15 protein-coding genes are annotated in these 17,017 nt (G+C 43.2%); 9 read left to right on the top strand and 6 right to left on the bottom strand.

Annotation, left to right across the window (positions count from 1 at the left end; all coding sequences use genetic code 11):
* Positions 1-126: 126 nt before the first annotated feature.
* The 4 genes from purF (at position 127) to CAL7507_RS23380 (ending at position 4,331) form a co-directional block, all read left to right on the top strand.
* Entirely contained in the window at positions 127-1,626 is a 1,500-nt protein-coding gene (purF, locus tag CAL7507_RS23395; RefSeq protein WP_015130963.1) for an amidophosphoribosyltransferase, read from the top strand.
* 167 nt (positions 1,627-1,793) lie between these two features.
* Positions 1,794-2,342 (top strand): Uma2 family endonuclease, encoded by a 549-nt coding sequence (locus tag CAL7507_RS23390; protein WP_015130962.1) that lies wholly within the window; start codon positions 1,794-1,796, stop codon positions 2,340-2,342.
* A 433-nt stretch (positions 2,343-2,775) separates the two neighbouring features.
* Positions 2,776-3,636, top strand: a complete 861-nt coding sequence (locus CAL7507_RS23385) for a DUF4231 domain-containing protein (RefSeq protein ID WP_015130961.1) — start codon at positions 2,776-2,778, stop codon at positions 3,634-3,636.
* Positions 3,637-3,881: 245 nt separating this feature from the next.
* Entirely contained in the window at positions 3,882-4,331 is a 450-nt protein-coding gene (locus CAL7507_RS23380; protein WP_015130960.1) for a DUF29 domain-containing protein, read from the top strand.
* A gap of 14 nt (positions 4,332-4,345) precedes the next feature.
* Here CAL7507_RS23380 and CAL7507_RS23375 read toward each other — a convergent pair whose 3' ends face one another.
* The 3 genes from CAL7507_RS23375 to CAL7507_RS23365 all read right to left on the bottom strand — a co-directional run bounded on the left by CAL7507_RS23375 (position 4,346) and on the right by CAL7507_RS23365 (position 6,363).
* Positions 4,346-4,627 (bottom strand): hypothetical protein, encoded by a 282-nt coding sequence (locus CAL7507_RS23375; RefSeq protein WP_015130959.1) that lies wholly within the window; start codon positions 4,625-4,627, stop codon positions 4,346-4,348.
* A gap of 68 nt (positions 4,628-4,695) precedes the next feature.
* Positions 4,696-5,745 (bottom strand): ABC transporter permease, encoded by a 1,050-nt coding sequence (locus tag CAL7507_RS23370; protein ID WP_015130958.1) that lies wholly within the window; start codon positions 5,743-5,745, stop codon positions 4,696-4,698.
* Between the two features lie 99 nt (positions 5,746-5,844).
* Positions 5,845-6,363 (bottom strand): adenine phosphoribosyltransferase, encoded by a 519-nt coding sequence (locus CAL7507_RS23365; RefSeq protein ID WP_042341511.1) that lies wholly within the window; start codon positions 6,361-6,363, stop codon positions 5,845-5,847.
* A gap of 551 nt (positions 6,364-6,914) precedes the next feature.
* Here CAL7507_RS23365 and CAL7507_RS23360 point away from each other — a divergent pair.
* A complete protein-coding gene (locus CAL7507_RS23360) occupies positions 6,915-7,541 on the top strand; it encodes a DUF3038 domain-containing protein (RefSeq protein WP_015130956.1) in 627 nt (208 codons plus the stop codon).
* Entirely contained in the window at positions 7,538-8,998 is a 1,461-nt protein-coding gene (locus tag CAL7507_RS23355) for a DUF4335 domain-containing protein (RefSeq protein ID WP_015130955.1), read from the top strand. The genes CAL7507_RS23360 and CAL7507_RS23355 overlap by 4 nt, the downstream gene beginning before the upstream one ends.
* 117 nt (positions 8,999-9,115) lie before the next feature.
* Here CAL7507_RS23355 and CAL7507_RS23350 read toward each other — a convergent pair whose 3' ends face one another.
* Entirely contained in the window at positions 9,116-11,386 is a 2,271-nt protein-coding gene (locus tag CAL7507_RS23350) for a transglycosylase domain-containing protein (RefSeq protein ID WP_015130954.1), read from the bottom strand.
* A gap of 433 nt (positions 11,387-11,819) precedes the next feature.
* Here CAL7507_RS23350 and CAL7507_RS23345 point away from each other — a divergent pair, with 433 nt between their 5' ends.
* Positions 11,820-12,434, top strand: coding sequence for a hypothetical protein (locus tag CAL7507_RS23345; protein ID WP_015130953.1), 615 nt, complete (start codon positions 11,820-11,822; stop codon positions 12,432-12,434).
* A 558-nt stretch (positions 12,435-12,992) separates the two neighbouring features.
* Here CAL7507_RS23345 and lspA read toward each other — a convergent pair.
* Together lspA and CAL7507_RS23335 are read right to left on the bottom strand one after the other, a co-directional pair.
* Positions 12,993-13,469 (bottom strand): signal peptidase II, encoded by a 477-nt coding sequence (gene lspA / locus CAL7507_RS23340; protein ID WP_015130952.1) that lies wholly within the window; start codon positions 13,467-13,469, stop codon positions 12,993-12,995.
* An 87-nt stretch (positions 13,470-13,556) separates the two neighbouring features.
* Positions 13,557-14,144 carry a biotin transporter BioY gene (locus tag CAL7507_RS23335; RefSeq protein WP_015130951.1) on the bottom strand — a complete coding sequence of 196 codons (588 nt, stop codon included), beginning with the start codon at positions 14,142-14,144 and terminating at the stop codon, positions 13,557-13,559.
* A gap of 548 nt (positions 14,145-14,692) precedes the next feature.
* On the opposite strand from CAL7507_RS23335, the gene pstS reads away from it, so the two are divergent.
* Both pstS and pstC read left to right on the top strand, forming a co-directional pair.
* Positions 14,693-15,865 carry a phosphate ABC transporter substrate-binding protein PstS gene (gene pstS, locus CAL7507_RS23330; RefSeq protein WP_042341508.1) on the top strand — a complete coding sequence of 391 codons (1,173 nt, stop codon included), beginning with the start codon at positions 14,693-14,695 and terminating at the stop codon, positions 15,863-15,865.
* A 185-nt stretch (positions 15,866-16,050) separates the two neighbouring features.
* Positions 16,051-17,001 carry a phosphate ABC transporter permease subunit PstC gene (pstC, locus tag CAL7507_RS23325; protein ID WP_015130949.1) on the top strand — a complete coding sequence of 317 codons (951 nt, stop codon included), beginning with the start codon at positions 16,051-16,053 and terminating at the stop codon, positions 16,999-17,001.
* Positions 17,002-17,017 lie beyond the last annotated feature (16 nt).

Here is a 17,017-nt window from a genome sequence, read left to right as displayed (position 1 = left end):
TATTTCATCCTTCACCCTTAATTAAGGTACTGTTTTAATGGATGGTTAAAGTTTTATTAAGAAATCTGTGATTATCCACTCGCTTAATGCCAGTGACTTGAGACCCCCACCAGGAGCAAAGCTAGCATGATTCCCATCAATCCCGTCACTTCGGATGACCATTCCGAACAGACTCACAACTTAATAAATAGTCATGAGAATCGTCCCGACAAGCCAGAAGAAGCTTGCGGTGTTTTTGGCATCTACGCACCAGGAGAAGACGTTGCTAAACTGACTTACTTTGGATTGTATGCCCTACAGCACCGGGGTCAAGAATCAGCGGGAATTGCCACTTTTGAGGGTAAGCAAGTCCACTCACACAAAGACATGGGTTTGGTGTCTCAAGTTTTTAATGAAACTATCTTGAATACGTTGCCCGGTAGCCTAGCCATCGGCCACACTCGTTATTCCACCACAGGTTCCAGTCGCAGAGTTAATGCCCAGCCAGCTATTGTGGAAACCCGCTTAGGTTCGGTAGCTCTTGCACACAATGGCAATTTAGTCAACACTGTGCAGTTGCGAGCAGAGTTACTTGAGAGCAAGTGTAACCTCATCACGACAACAGACTCAGAAATGATCGCCTTTGCGATCGCCCAAGAAGTCAACGCTGGTGCGGATTGGCTAGATGCTTGTATCCAGGCGTTTCACCGCTGCCAAGGTGCCTTTAGTTTAGTAATTGGCACTCCTGTCGGCATCATGGGTGTGCGTGACCCCAATGGGATACGCCCCTTAGTAATTGGCACTTTAGCAGATAATCCAGACCGTTACGTCTTAGCTTCAGAAACTTGCGGTTTAGACATCATTGGTGCTGATTATCTGCGTGATGTAGAACCAGGAGAGTTAGTTTGGATCACCGAAGCAGGTTTGACTTCCCGCCAGTGGAGTCAACAGCCCCAAAAGAAGCTGTGTATCTTTGAGATGATTTACTTTGCCCGCCCTGACAGCATCATGCACGAAGAAAGTCTATACAGTTATCGGATGCGATTAGGACGGCGACTAGCAGTAGAATCAACCGTTGATGCTGATATGGTCTTTGGTGTTCCTGATTCCGGCATACCCGCCGCCATTGGATTTTCGCAAACTTCTGGCGTTCCCTATGCTGAAGGGCTGATTAAAAATCGCTACGTTGGCCGCACCTTCATTCAGCCAACCCAAACCATGCGTGAATCAGGCATCCGCATGAAACTCAATCCCCTCAAAGATGTACTGCGAGGTAAACGAGTGATTATCGTCGATGACTCCATCGTCAGAGGCACCACCAGCCGGAAACTGGTTAAAGCCCTACGTGACGCGGGTGCTGTGGAAGTACATATGCGAATTTCCTCGCCCCCAGTTACACACCCTTGTTTCTATGGCATCGATACCGATAGCCAAGATCAGTTAATTGCAGCTACTAAGTCAGTGGCAGAAATCGCCAAACAACTCGAAGTAGACACCCTCGCCTATCTCAGTTGGGAAGGAATGCTAGAAGCAACCCAAGAAGACACCAATAATTTTTGTTCCGCCTGTTTTACTGGAGATTACCCTGTTCCCATTCCAGAACAGGTTAAGCGTTCTAAGTTGATATTAGAAAAGGTAGTGGTGTAAGAACTGGGGATTGGGGAATGGTAGGGGATAAGAGAATTGATGACTCTGTAACCTTGAACAATCCCCACCCAAGCTAGAATTAAATCAGCGAACAGTAATCATTACCTGGGGGACTCTGGCAACTGATAACTGATAAATGTTGAGTAAGTCCCCAACCAAGATGTTTTATGAATCAGCCAACAACTGAGAGAGTGCGCTGGACTACCGCCGATTTAGAATGGTTTCCAGATAACGGGAACCGCTATGAAATTATCGACGGAGAATTGTTTGTGACGAGAGCGCCTCACTGGAATCATCAAAAAACTTGTGTCAGAATTAGCACTCCTCTAGATACCTGGTCACACACCACTGGTTTAGGAGAAGTTGTCACTTCTCCAGGCATAATTTTTGGCGATAATGATAATGTAATTCCTGATATTGTGTGGGCTAGCAATGAAAGATTAGCCCTACTTTTAGACGCAGCAGGGCATTTGACTGCAGCGCCAGAACTGGTAGTAGAGGTGCTATCTGCCGGGATTGAAAATGAAAAGCGGGACAGAGAATTTAAACTTAAGCTCTACTCATCACGGGGTGTCAGAGAATACTGGATAGTAGATTGGCGACAACCACAAGTAGAAGTGTATCGACGGGAACAAGGAAGTTTAAAATTAGCTGCGACGTTGTTCCAGGATGATGAATTGACATCACCATTATTGCCTGGATTTAGTTGTGCGTAGGCGTAGCCCGTCGTAGACATCGCTCGCTTGTTTAATTAATCATCATTAGAGAATTGACATCACCATTATTACCTGGATTTACTTGTTCGTAGGCGTAGCCCGTCGTAGACATCGCTCGCCTGTTTAATTAATCATCATTAGACATCTCCCTATCAACATTTGCGCTGTTCTAATTTAAACTCGCAGTTTTGGCAATGCACACCAGTAAAATAAAAGTATCCAGCAAAGCCCGTATTCCAAAGCGCCATAAAGCTAGTATTTGATTTTTGCAATATATGCAGAGCTAGCAAGTTCTACTCTGCTCAATTAAGAGATATTCAGTCAGCATCATTTATTACAAATTAATAAAAAATATACTTAGTACACACAAAATCATGTCAAGTGTAAGTACTTAATGCTACCCTTTACATGATGATAAATTGAGTACTAAGCAATGACTACTTCGGAATTAACTAATTTTGACCAGAAGAATCAGAGGGAAACACTCGCTGATAGTTCCTTCTTGGCATCAGGACAAAAAACTTTGTTTACCTTGAAGCTGTTTGAGTATTTATTACTCGCAGCTTTTTTCTCTTCTGGTATTGTGATTATTGTGTATCCGGATAATCAACAAGCTGTAGTTGGTGCAGCAATTTCTCTAATCATCGCAGTTTTTTTGTTTCTCATCAACAGAACAGCATTTCAGGATTCCCAAAATGCCGTCAACCAATCTGAACTCAACAAAAAAGCGGAACTTTTTAGTTATCTATTGAACAACAATAACTCCTCAGGTAAAAATACACTCACACCTGCGAGAAGTAAGGCTTTACAGTATTCTCAAGACTTAGTTAACGACTATAAAAAAACTCGTGATGTATCGAGGAATCTCTACTATGTTTTGCAAATTTCAACTGTTGTCTTATCGGGTGTTACACCAATTTTAGTTTTGGTAGATAAATTAGAAGCAGGACAAGCTTGGCTCAAATGGCTTCCCGTAATTTGTCCAGCATTGGCTTCTATAGTCGCCAGTATAGTCACTTCCTTTCCTTTTCAAAAGAATTGGGTAGCCGCTAACACCGCTGTTGAATTGTTAGAAGCTGAACAAGAAAAATTTATTTTGGGGGTAACTCCGCCTTATCGTGTCTATGATGTGTCTGATGAAATCCAACAGCAACAAAAGGTTAGCCAAGCACTAGAATATTTTGTTGTGCAAGTAAATAATATTCATCTCCAGCAAGTGCAACAAGGAAATGAGCCACAGCCAGAGAAGAAAGAGTCAGATAAATCTCCAGAGCCAACATCAGAGCAAAATTAAGTCAGTGAGCCACGCGGTAAGTTCAGTCTTGTCGCCTATGGGTAAGGAAGGTATGCAGGGGCGGGGAAACCTGCCTAGTAAACTGACGTTAACGCCAGTATCAGACAATTGGAGGAGCGATCGCTTCCTTGTACAATTAATTTAGTAGGCCCAATGTCTGAACTAATGAAGCAGCTACGTTTCTATTCCAGTACCTACAGCTTAAATTTGTAATTCTCCCATGCCTTGATTTTCAGGTACGATTTATGATGAATCTTACTAATTTAAAAAATCTCTACGAACTTGATGATTCTCAATGGCTAGATGAAACAGTTAACTTGATTAAAAATCGGCAATTTCAAGAGCTAGATATAGAGAATCTAATTGAGGAGTTAGAGGATTTGGGAAGGGAAAAGAAAAATACTGTTTCCAGCCTTTTAGAGCAAATAATTCGTCATTTATTATTACTACAATATTGGACAAGTGAATCAGAATATAATACAGTTCACTGGCAAGGAGAAATATATACTTTTAGAACTCAATTGAGAAGAAGAATTACTAGCAACCTGCGTAACTATTTAGAGTCAGAATTGAATTCTATCTATAAAGATGCGTTAGGATTCGTGAAAATTAAAAGTCAAAATTCTGTCAGTTTTCCCCCAGAATGTCCCTATTCCCTGGAGCAATTACTGGATACTGAGTGGTTACCCGATTAAGAAATGCGGCAATATTAACTGGGTTGCAAAAAATTAACCTTGGGTAACAAAGGATCAGTCACAATTCCTACACCACTAAAACCCCAGCGTTTCAATAAACTTACTACCTGTGTACCAGAAATAGATTCCACTGCAAAACGATGCGCGACTTCTGCAGCGTGGGTATTAAGATAACTCATCGCATCAAAGTCTTCCGGAAACAATAATAGATAGCCGGATGCTTCAGCATTAGGACGAGCTGTGAGATAACGACCATCAGATTTTGAGCGCAACAGGTAATAAACTTCAGACAGCATTTGGGGGAAATGGGAAATGGGGATTGGGGAGGACTAAGAACAAATGACAAATGACAAATAACAAATGACTAATTCAAATTTTCTATACGAATGCGTGGATCAGCGGCTTTCAGCAATAAATCAGCGATTAAATTGCCGATAATTAACAACACGGCACCCATAACTAAGCTGGCCATTAATAAATACAAATCTTGAGCTTGTAGAGCTTGTAATGTCAATCTTCCTAAACCAGGCCAGTTGAAAAATTGTTCAGCAATAAACGCACCGTTTAACAAACCAGCTAGCTCAAAACCCAATAAAGTAATTAAGGGATTTATAGCGTTGCGGAGAGCATGAACATAGATGACGCGGTTTTCTGGTAATCCTTTAGCGCGAGCTGTTTGGATGTAATCTTGGCGTAGAACATCTAATAATTCGCCGCGAGTGATGCGTTGTAAGCCAGCGAAACTCGTAATTGAGAGTGCAATAGTGGGTAAAATCATGTGCCAACCGACATCTAGGAATTTACCAAACCACGACAATTCTGAGTGATTAATGCTAGTCATGCTACCCACCGGGAACAGAGGTGAGGTAATTTGAGCAAAGACTAGCAGGGCTAGAGCGGTGATGAAGCTGGGAAACCCTTGTCCAGCATAGCTAATCACCTGCAAAATGCGGTCAGCTAGCTGATTTTGTTTGACAGCAGCGAAGATACCTAAAGGAATAGCGATCGCCCATGTCGCAATTAAAGAAGCGATCGCCAACAGCAAAGTCGCCGGTATCCGTTCCCATAACAGCGACGCTACCGAACGCTGGTAAACAAAACTTGTGCCAAAATCTCCTTTAGTGAAAATTCGCCACAGCCACAGCACAAACTGTTCTGTCCAAGACTTATCCAAACCAAACTGTTTCTTGATTTCCGCCAGCCTTGCTGGAGAAAGTTTCTGGTTTTGCGATCGTAGCGTGTCTACATAATCCCCTGGAGCCAGTTGAATAATTAAAAACGACAGCGCTGATGCCAACAACAAAGTGAACAGCGCCTGCAATAGCCGCTTTAATACATAAATAAAAGTTTCGCTCGTCACCAGCCTAATCAGCCAGTCCCAAAATGTCTCCCAGGAAATTTTTGTCGCAGTCATATGTAGTTTATTCAAGGGTCAAGAGTTGACGGTGAGCGTAGTCGAACCGTCAAGAGTCAATAACCTAATTATGTTGGACTTTGAACTTTGGACTCTTGACTAATATTCAATCAGAGAAATAATCGGCACATCTGGCAGATGTTTACGCCCTTGTAAATCCCGTAGCTCGATAATAAACCCAAAACCCACTAGTTCGCAGCCGATCTTCTGCACCAATTTGGCTGTAGCACTTGCTGTTCCACCAGTAGCAATCAGATCATCCACAATCAAAACTTTGCTACCTGGGTGTAAGGCATCCTGATGCACTTCCAAGGAGTCAGTACCATACTCTAGTTCATATTCAATCGAGTGAACTGCCCCTGGTAACTTACCTTTTTTGCGTGCGGGGATAAAACCCGCGCCTAATTTATAAGCTAAGGGAGCGCCAAAAATGAACCCCCTCGACTCCATACCCACAACGTAATCTGCTCTCAATCCGTTGTCAATGCATTTTTGAGAAAAAAAGTCAATCGTGTAACGTAATCCATCTGGATCGCGTAGTAGTGTAGTGATATCCCGAAATAAAATTCCGGGTTTAGGGAAATCTGGGATGTCACGAATTAGAGACTTTAAATCCATAAAATTAGTCTTAGGGATTGGTGTTCGGTTACTAGGGATTAGGTCCGGAGAATTGGGTGTTAGGAAATAATTAACTACCATTCCTCCCTAGCCCCTAGTTCCCAGTCCCCAATTCCACATACCTGAAAAATCGTACACTATAATGTCATACGCTGGGGATCGTAGTCTATGTTTCGCCATCCATTGACGATAATTAGAATCTAACCCAAGCTAAAGATAAGATTGCACTACCAAAATCAGGGAAATGGGCTTATGTCTTAAAAACTTAGATTTCAGTATACGGGAACCTTTGAGTAGAACATGTAAGTAATGTATATATATCAGGCAGTACGATTACTGCCACAAGTGTCATGTTCTTATTTGGCTACCTATCTTAAATTAGTTTTACCTAGTACAGTACGGAGTAAGTAAATAGCTCAACCATTTAAAATTACTGGAAAGCTGATCAAGCAAGCTTTTTGAATTTTAAGTTTTGAATTCCGCGTTTCCCGAAGGGGTTCCCAAAGGGTAGCGGTACTAGTCTGTTGGAAGCGCACAAGGTATTTTATAGAATGAATGTTTCCGCGAGTTTAACGCCGTTCAACAGTCCAACCCCCCAGTCATTGCCGATGATTCTGGACACTTTACCAGATCCGGTGGTTGAGGGACAGGGATGTCCCCGGAGAACCCGGTTGCAAATTGATCTAATTTTACTGGCAATTGAAGCTTTAGAACTCGGTGGTTCTGAAGCTATTCTGACATTTGCTGAAGAATTAGAATTGAAAGTAATTATTAAAGACAGGGTGAATTTATGGCGAATGCGTAGCTCTAACCCGCTGCGACGAGCGCATATGCGCCGCCCTTTAAGTATCATGGAAGCAAAAGCTTTGGTTGTGATTGCCAGTTACATAGCAAGGCGTTTAACAGTCGTCATCCGCCAATTGCTGATGATTTATCAACAAATGTATGAAAAGCAAATTCCACTAGAGCAGAATTTGCGCCTATCTAATTACCTAGAGCGATTTAAAACCCATTTTCGCAGTAGAATGAGTGCCCGACGTTCCGGTGTTCTGGCATTAAATTCTGATGAAAAATTAGATGAACTAGCTATAAATCTGTTAGGCCAATTATTATTCTGTACTGGCACGGCTGGAATGCAGCGGTTTTGGATCAGTCTTTTTGACGGTGAAGTAGAATGAATATCCAACGAAAGTATAGTCTACCTAATTGTACGTTGCTCTTAGAAGGCTTAAGCGATGCCAGCAGGGCTGTACACTTTCAGGAGATGCGCCCGGAACTGTCAATTTTGGTAAATGCAGAATGCTATTTGTCTAGCCATGATCAGCCATTAGTGGGAGGGCGGGAATTTTTTGAAAGTTTGGTGAGGGCAGTTAGCGCCTATGCCCAAGAATTTTTAAGTAGCGTACCGAACCCACAAGCACACAGCCATGACTCAGAACTGGTGGAGTTGCAGAAAATAGATAGCAACAGACATAGGTTAGTTGTGCATTCAGAAGCTGACGCAGAAACCTTTGATGCTAATTCTAAATATACAAAATCACCAGTTCAAATAGACTTAAATACTGTGCAGCTGTTTGATCTAGTGGAAGCGGTGGATCAGTTTTTTGCTGATACCCAAACCTTACCAGAGTTGTCATTAGAATTACAACCTGTTGCTAGACGCAGTGGTATTGCTAGTCAAGCGGTGTATAAACAGGTAATACCTGCGGGTATCGGCGTCTCAAGTGTAGCAGTGGCAGCACTCGCTTTTAGCTTAATTCCAGCGCCTCAAGTACGTCCACCAGAGCCAAAACCGCAGGAACAATCTAGCTCTGCAACACCTAGCGCTACTCCTGTTGCTACTCAGTCTACCGCACCAACTCCTACGCCTACAGCCTCGTTAACACCAACACCCATAGCCTCGGTAACTCCTACACCAACACCAACTTCCACACCAGTTGTTAAAGATTTAGAAGCACTTTTAAATACAGTTCCCGAAATTACCGATGCATCTCAACTGCGGGCTTTGAATCGCCAACTTTATAACCAAATTAATCCAGCCTGGACTAATCGCGCCGGATTGAAAGAAGATTTGGTCTATCGTGTGGGTGTGGGGATGGATGGGGCGATCGTCGGTTACAAAGCGGTGAATCAAAAGGCAAATGAGGAAGTGAATAAAACTCCTTTGCCTAACCTACTCTATAATCCTGCTAACCGTAGTTCCGTTACCAATGAACCAATTGCCCAATTTAGAGTAGTTTTTACTAGTAGCGGTGTGCCGGAAGTGAGTCCCTGGCGTGGATATACGAGAATTCCAGATGTAGTTGGGGCAAAAATCACTGAGCCAAAAACGGTTAAGAGTTTAAACCAAAAGCTCTACAGCACAGTTCGTCAAAATTGGGGAGGCACACCCAGCTTTGAACGAGAATTGAGATATCGAGTAGCTGTCAACAAAGATGGTTCCATCTCCGACTATGAACCACTTAACCAAATTGCCGTTGACTATCAAAAGGAAACGCCCCTTCCTAAGATGTTACAAGCAGTTTACGGCTCAAATTTAGTGGCTCCCAACAGTAAAGAACCTCTTGCTCATTTCCAGGTTGTGTTTCAGCCTAGTGGCAAATTAGAAGTCTTACCCTGGCAGGGATATCGGTAATCGGTGAACAGTGAACAGTGAACGAATTGATACTTTAACTTTGTCCAGTACAAATCACTGATAACTGATTACTGATACTTCGACTCCGCTCAGTACAAGTAACTGATAACTGACTAATCATCTGGTAATTCTACCCATATAATTTCCCCACAGTTGAGCGGCTTGAGCGCTGCTACCCGATGTTGGGGAATTATTGTCATTTCCTAGCCAAACACCAGTGACAAGTCGCCGATTGGGAATAAAACCAATGAACCATAAGTCAACGTTGTTATTGGTTGTACCAGTTTTACCGGCTTCCCCTAGTCCAATGGCAGCACTGCGCCCAGTACCCCTGGATACCACCCCACGCATCAAACTTGTCATTTCTTCGGCTACTCCATTAGGCAGTACACGCTTGTTGGCGTCTTTGTCTTGGTCAAAGGAGTAGATAACACGGCAGGTTTTAGTATCTTTGGGATCGCTGCAAGAGCTGCTGTCTAAAATCCGCGTAATTGCGTGGGGACGATTCCAGACACCGCGATTACCAATGGCGCCGAAAGCACCGGTCATTTCTAAAACATCTACTACACTTTGACCTAATACCAAGCCCGGAACCGGATCGAGTGGTGATTTTACCCCTAAACGCTCTGCCATAGCGACAACCTTATCCAGCCCAATTTCTTTAGCTACCCGCAGTGCGATCGGGTTTTCTGAAAGAGCCAGTCCGGTAGCGATGTCAAAACTAGTGTCAGCGCCAGCACGACAGGGTTTGTAAGTAAAGCCTTGCCAAGTTAAAGGAGCGCAAGAATAACTCTTCGATGCCGAAATCCCTTGCTGTATTGCAGCGGTGTAAGCAAAGATTTTAAAGGTAGAACCTGGTTGTCTTTTGGCTTGAACAGCACGATTGAACTGACTTGTTTTATAGTCGGTTCCACCCACCATTGCCAGGATAGCGCCAGTACTGGAATCTAAGGTAACGATCGCCCCTTGAGAAAAACCAAAACTAGCACCAGAATTTTTGACTGAATTCTGCAAAGCTGATTCTGCTTGTGCTTGCATCTTGGGATCTAGCTGGGTTTCAATAATATAGTTGCCTTCTTTGGCCGCCCCTTCTCCCAATCTTGCTTCGAGTTCTTGAAAAACGTAGCTGTAAAAATAAGGACTCAGCGTTTTGGCTTGCTGTTCGCAGACTTTGGGGGTGACTTGGACTATTGAACGTCTGGCGCGGTTTGCTTCCTCTACTTTGATTTTGCCCATCTCCAGCATCCGCTTAATTACACGATTGCGGTATTCTGCTGCTTGGAGCTTATTCGGCCCATTCCCACAAAAATCAAAAGCGTTTGGCCCAGGCAAAATCCCCACCAAAGTCGCTGCTTCCGCTAAAGTCAATTCTTTAGCCGATTTGCCAAAATAATACTGGGATGCATCTTCAAACCCAGAGGTATCAGCCCCCAAAAACACCCGATTCAAGTATGCCAGCAAAATTTCATCTTTGCTGTGAAACGTTTCTAGTTTTAAAGCAACAACCGCCTCTCGTAATTTCCGCCCCAGGGAGTCTTGTCTCCCTACATAATCGCGGAACAAACTCCGGGCGACTTGCTGGGTGACTGTACTAGCGCCTTGCTGTACATCCCCACTACGGCTATTAATTAATACAGCTCGTAAAATCCCCAATGGGTCAACCCCAAAGTGCCAATAATAGCGACTATCTTCTGACGCTACCACCGCCACAGGCAAATAGGGGCCAAAATCTTCTAACCGTTTCATGTCTACGTGAGAGGTGGTACGAGGCTCACGTAGGGGAGTTTGTCCATCACGGGCGTAAACTATAACTGGGGCGCGATTAGTGGGAGGTACAAGGTTGGCAGAAAACTTCAGCCATTCTACACCAATGACTAACGATACCAGGGCGCTGACACCACCAACGCCATAAGCAGCCCAAGTTGCTGTTTTGACATACCATTCAGGCGGATCAACATATTGCAGTCGCACAGAAGCAGCAAGTTCTGGTGGTCCGAGAGTGAGGATATCACCGTGACGCAATTCTAGGGAAGAAACTCGTCGCTTGCCACGATAAATGCCATTAGTGGAGTTTTCATCTTTAATCACGAAAACGGGGGTGCGTTGTGTAGAATCCCGTGATAGTGACAAATGAATTTGGCTAACTACTGGGTTGCGGACGACTATATCGCAGGATTTAGAACTACGACCTAGCATATAGCGATCGCCCAACAGCGGATATATCTCCGCCTTATCCGCCCCCGCATCCTGCACCCAAAGTTCTGGTACTTTGGCATTAGGTTTGAGCGCCAGTTTGGAAAAATCAACCCTAGCTTGGATTGTATGTACTGCTTGAGTCAGTTGACCAAGTAAAGTTTGTGGCTTTTGAGGGGGTTGCGGGGAACTCATCGGCTATTCACATCACGTTTATGAGTAAAAAATGCAGGGATTTAAAATCTTGATGCTGGTCTTCAATCATTTTACTCGTAAGCCAAATCATAAATTAGCTATACGGAATTATTTACGAGTCAATCTTACACCAAGACAATATCTAGTCAGCTAATTTACGCTGTTAATCTTGATCATTTATTTACATAGACAACATTCTTCTCTCTGTTTTCAAATGCCGATTTTATTTACTATCACTAGCTTTACGAACAAAAAACAGCGCATTTGCTTTTGTATTGCTCAAAACCACCAATTAAAGGCAAATGATGTATCTTTTATAGCTTTAACAAATCCACATATTTTGCAGTAAACCTATACATCCCCATTTAGGAAGATTTTCTAAATTATTTTGTCTGATTTAATGGGGCGAGTGTTCCGTTGAGGTTAATTCAGAATGAAGGGAAAATCTCTGAGCTTGTTTGGTGCAGCCCTAACTTTGGCTCTAACCACCAATGTTGCTGTTGCTCAATCAAGTAAATCCCCTATAGACGAATCCAGTAGCTCATCCGCAGGTTCAGCAACGGAAATCAAGCTGTCGGCAGAAGGGTTTAAAGTGCTGTGTGAGCGTTCCCCCCTTAATTCCCGTTGTCCGGGTGGTACACCTCTCTCGCCTGCCGCTTCTGGTGGCACTACAATACCAGAAAGCAAGTCTTTTGAAGGTGGTAATACTCCTAGCACCACAGTTACTCCAGTACCCGCAACTCCCGCGCCTGACGCTGGCACTCCCAGCAATTTAACTCCCGCGCCTGAGTCTGTTACTCCTAGCAACTTAACTCCAGCACCTGTAACTCCAGCGCCTGATGCTAGCTCTCCTACCAAAATAACCCCAGCACCTGAATCTGGCGCTCCCAGCAACTTAGCTCCAGCACCCGTAACTCCCGCACCTGAATCTGGCGCTCCCAGCAACTTAGCTCCAGCACCCGTAACTCCCGCACCTGAATCTGGCGCTCCCAACAACTTAGCTCCAGCACCCGCAACTCCCGCACCTGGAACTACTATAGGTAATTAAAAGCTGAAGTACGGTGCTGATAAAAATTTGCTATCAATGATCAGATAGTTTGTAAATCCGACATTTTGCACTAATGGTCTGTCCCTAAAGTTGTGAGAGGTTCGTGGTTTTCATGCCCCCGACTTCTTTAAAGAAGTCGGGGATATCGCAGCCCCGCAGTCTCATTAATGATGAGAAATTATAGTGAGTAGTTTAGTGCTTAAACTATTCCAGGATTGAAGTCCTGACTACGAACTAATTAACCTCTCAAATTTAATGCAACAAACCTGATACCTATTTTGTATAAAGATGCACATAATAATACCCCCCTGTAGTCCCCCCCTTGGTAAGGGGGGACGGCGATAGCCGGGGGGTGAATTATATGCAGCTTCACAAAGAAACGGTATTAGTTCCATGAGTCATTGTGCAATAATAATCACTGAAACCAATCATGTCTAACTGAGTCGAGGTTTCAGTTACTAATAGCCTGGGGGTAATAACTCTCAGGCTTCATTGTACAAATTTTTTGCCAACAGATTGATACCAAAGATTGACAAAGCTGCGATATAAAATTGCAATCTATCGTGACCTATGGTGTGAAGTTGGTGGTTTTTGCAAGGAAGCAATTAGCAAGCAAACAATACCAATACTTATAAATGAATCTGCCATATTAAATACAGCAAAATTAATCAGTCGAAAATCAAGAAAATCAACTACGTAGCCTAAAGCAAACCGATCAATACCATTGCCCATAGCCCCGCCCAAAATCAACCCATAGCCAAGCTGATCCCAAAAACTTAATGCTGGACCAAGTAATGCTAGCCCAATCAAGACTAAACTTACTCCGAAGGATAACCAGCGTAACCACTCTACTTTCCCGCTTAACAAGCTAAAAGCCGCACCGGTGTTGGTGACATAGGTGAGGTGAAATATCTCTGGCAAGAGTGGTAAAGTTTGTCCCAATTTAAAGGTTTGCACAATCCAGTATTTTGTCAGTTGATCGATGAAAAAAGCTATGAAGGCAGTGAGCCAAAAAAGGCGATTTTTTAAGCGCATGGCAAATTAGTCATTGGTCATTAGTCGTTAGTCATTGGTCATTGGTCGTATGTTTTTGACAAAGAACACAGGACGAATGACAATTGACTAGTAAAACATTAGGTGACGTAGTATATATGCTATTACTGTAACGGCACAGACTACAGCTAGTTGCCCTGGTAGTTTAGACCATGAGTAGCTGATAATAGCTTGTATTAATGTCAGATTTTCTGTGCCTTGCCACTGAAAAAAATAGCTCAAAATTAAATAAGTAATACCGCAGACGTGGACAGTTAACAAGCCACAAATACAACTAAAGGCGAGAGTTTCTAGTCGAGGCCTAGCTTTAAAGGCTAAAAATCCACAAATCCAAGCTCCTGGAATAAAGCCTAGCAGATAGCCAAAGTGAGATAGCTTGACGTAACCAATACCGCCCCCCTCAGAAAATACAGGTAGTAAAGTTAATCCCATAACTAAATAGGCAATCTGCGAAAGCGCACCAGCATTTTTTCCACCTAAGCAACCGACTAAAAGCACAGCGCCAATTTGATAACTGACACCTAAAGAAAAAGTCTGAATTCCTTGCTTACTCCAATTCCAAGGCAGGCTAATACCATAGGATTCTAGGAATGTGCCACCCATTGTGAGCAGTAAGCCAATCATGGACCATAACAATTGATTGGAAGCGGCAAACATTTATCAGAGAAAAGGGGCAATAGGGAAAAGTCTCGGCAACCAGGGTAGACACTAATGCGTTGAATATTTCAGTAAAATTAGCACTGACACATTAAGGAGTATCGTATTTTATTTTGCCTGAAGTACTTTTGGAATTTTCTTGACCTACTATTGGGGCGATCGCACAGCTTCCAGAAGGCAAGGATGAAAATTTGGCTATGTCTGAGGACTAGCAGCTACGAGTCTACATTTATTTTCAAAAAGCTTAAATCACTAATAATACCACTCATTGTGATGAACTTGCATGGTTTTTCTATAGCTTGAGCAAGAAAACCAGACTATTAAAAAGTTCTATATATTTTTCTTACACAGACAAGCAAACATCAATACGCTACAAATTTACCAAAACAGAGTATAAAATGTAGCTAAAATATGGTGGATTCGACATTTAAAGTTCAGCTAAAAAAAACGATATTTTTAACTTAGTTAACCCATTGTTAACCTTAAGGCTTACCTTTTAGGGGTATCTTAGAGGCGCTCACCTGGAAATTGATTAAAGATTGACAGCGATGCTATCACTTCTAAGTGCAATGAAAAATAATCGCCTCACAGCTTCAATACCAGTGTTAGCACTGGCATTAAGTCTAGCTGCTTGTGGCGGACAGCAAAGCCCAGAAAATACAGCTACTAAAGAAACTCCTGGATCTGCTCAGGATACTACTGCTTCTAACCCAGCCAAGCTGGATCTGGGTGGAAACGTCACTCTAACTGGTGCTGGAGCTTCTTTTCCCGCACCGCTGTATGCAAGTTGGTTCAATGACTTGAATAAAAAATATCCGAACTTGCAAGTTAACTATCAGTCAGTTGGTAGTGGTGCTGGTGTAGAGCAATTCATCAAAGGTACTGTGGATTTTGGTGCCAGCGATGTAGCCATGAAAGATGAAGAAATCAAGAAGGTGGACAAGGGTGTGATTTTGCTACCCGTGACTGCTGGTAGTATTGTTCTAGCTTATAACTTGCCCGATGTGCCAGAACTCAAGTTACCACGGGCAGTTTACACCGACATCTTGCTAGGCAAAATCAAGTCTTGGGATGACCCACTGATTGCTAAAGCTAATCCAGATGCGAAACTTCCTAAGCAGCCAATCACTGTTATATATCGTTCTGATGGTAGCGGCACGACCGGAGTATTTACAAAACACCTCAGCACCATTAGTCCAGAGTGGAAGACTAAAGTTGGCGATGGTAAGAGTGTAAAATGGCCTGTGGGCGTTGGTGCAAAGGGTAATGAAGGTGTGACAGCCCAAGTCCAACAAACTCAAGGTGCAATCGGTTACACAGAATACGGTTACGCCAAACAAAATAACCTCAAGTTTGCGTCTTTGGAAAACAAAAGCGGCAAAATCGTTCCAGCTACTGATGAATCAGCGGCTAAAACTCTTGAAGCCGTAACCTTACCCGCAGACCTCCGAGCCTTTATTACAGATCCAGAAGGTGCAGATTCTTATCCTATTGTGACTTACACTTGGCTTCTGGTTTACAAGAAATATCCTGAAGCTGCAAAAGCCAAAGCAGTTGAAGCCGCGATTGAATATGCTTTGACTGAGGGTCAGAAGATTGCTAAAGAACTAGGGTATGTTCCTCTACCCCAAAGTGTGATTACCAAGGTGGCTGCTGCTGCCGATCAAATCACTCCAGACTATAAGATTGCTGTTGGCGGCGGTACTAGCGCTAGCAAATAGCCAAAATTCTGGATTTATAAAGTACTTGATTGCCTGAATACTTAATGCCTGTGCTTCTGGGATATTCGCCGCTGGGATCTGTGCGTTGTCAGAGTCTCAGGTTAGATTTAAGTAAACAGCCGATAATTTGACGAATTTAGTTTCCTCACACATTCTTTCTGATTTAATCGTTAAAGTCAGTATCCATGACTACACAACCTCAAAATCTGTCATCAGCGATTAAAAATCGCTCCGGAGTAGAAAAGAACCTAGACCAGGGCTTTATTTCGCTGACTAAGATTTTTGCACTGGCGATCGCAGGCATTCTATTATGGATCACCCTACAGGTAGCTATTGGCGCTTGGCCTGCCATCCAAGCATTTGGTCTTGGCTTTTTAGTCAAAACCAACTGGAACCCGGTTAATAGCGACTATGGAGTTCTACCTGCAGTTTATGGAACTCTAGTTAGTTCTTTTATTGGTCTACTCATAGCTGTACCCATTGGTGTTGGCACCGCCATTTTGTTAAGCGAAGATTTTTTGCCAGCAAAAGTCCGGTTAGTATTAGTATTTCTAGTAGAACTTCTAGCAGCTATCCCCAGCGTTGTTTACGGCGTATGGGGCATTTTCGTTTTAGTGCCAATCATTACCAACGTGGGTAAATGGCTCCATAGTTCTTTGGGTTTTTTACCATTTTTTAGTACTCCTCCCACTGGCCCGGGAATGTTGCCGGCAGGGGTGATATTAGCAGTTATGACTTTGCCCATCATCACAGCTATATCCAGGGATGCGTTGATTTCCGTCCCCCCAAGTTTACGCCAAGCGTCTTTAGGACTGGGCGCAACCCGCTGGGAAACTATTTTTCAAGTTCTGATTCCTGCTGCTTTTTCTGGCATCGTTAGTGCGGTGATGTTATCACTAGGTCGGGCAATGGGAGAAACGATGGCTGTCACCATGTTAATTGGTAACTCCAACAACCTGAGTCTTTCTCTTTTAGCACCAGGCAATACAATTTCTTCTTTATTAGCAAATCAATTTTCAGAAGCTAGTGGTCTGCAAGTTGCGGCTTTGATGTACGCTGCATTAGTGCTGTTTTTCTTGACACTTGTAGTCAATGTGCTAGCAGAGTTCATCGTTCTCCGAGTCAAGCGAATTTAGCTTAGTTGGGTGTTGA

This window comes from Calothrix sp. PCC 7507 (assembly GCF_000316575.1).
In the GTDB taxonomy this organism is placed as follows: Bacteria; Cyanobacteriota; Cyanobacteriia; order Cyanobacteriales; family Nostocaceae; genus Fortiea.
Note: the sequence above shows the minus strand (reverse complement) of the source record. Positions and strands in the feature narration are given on the sequence as shown.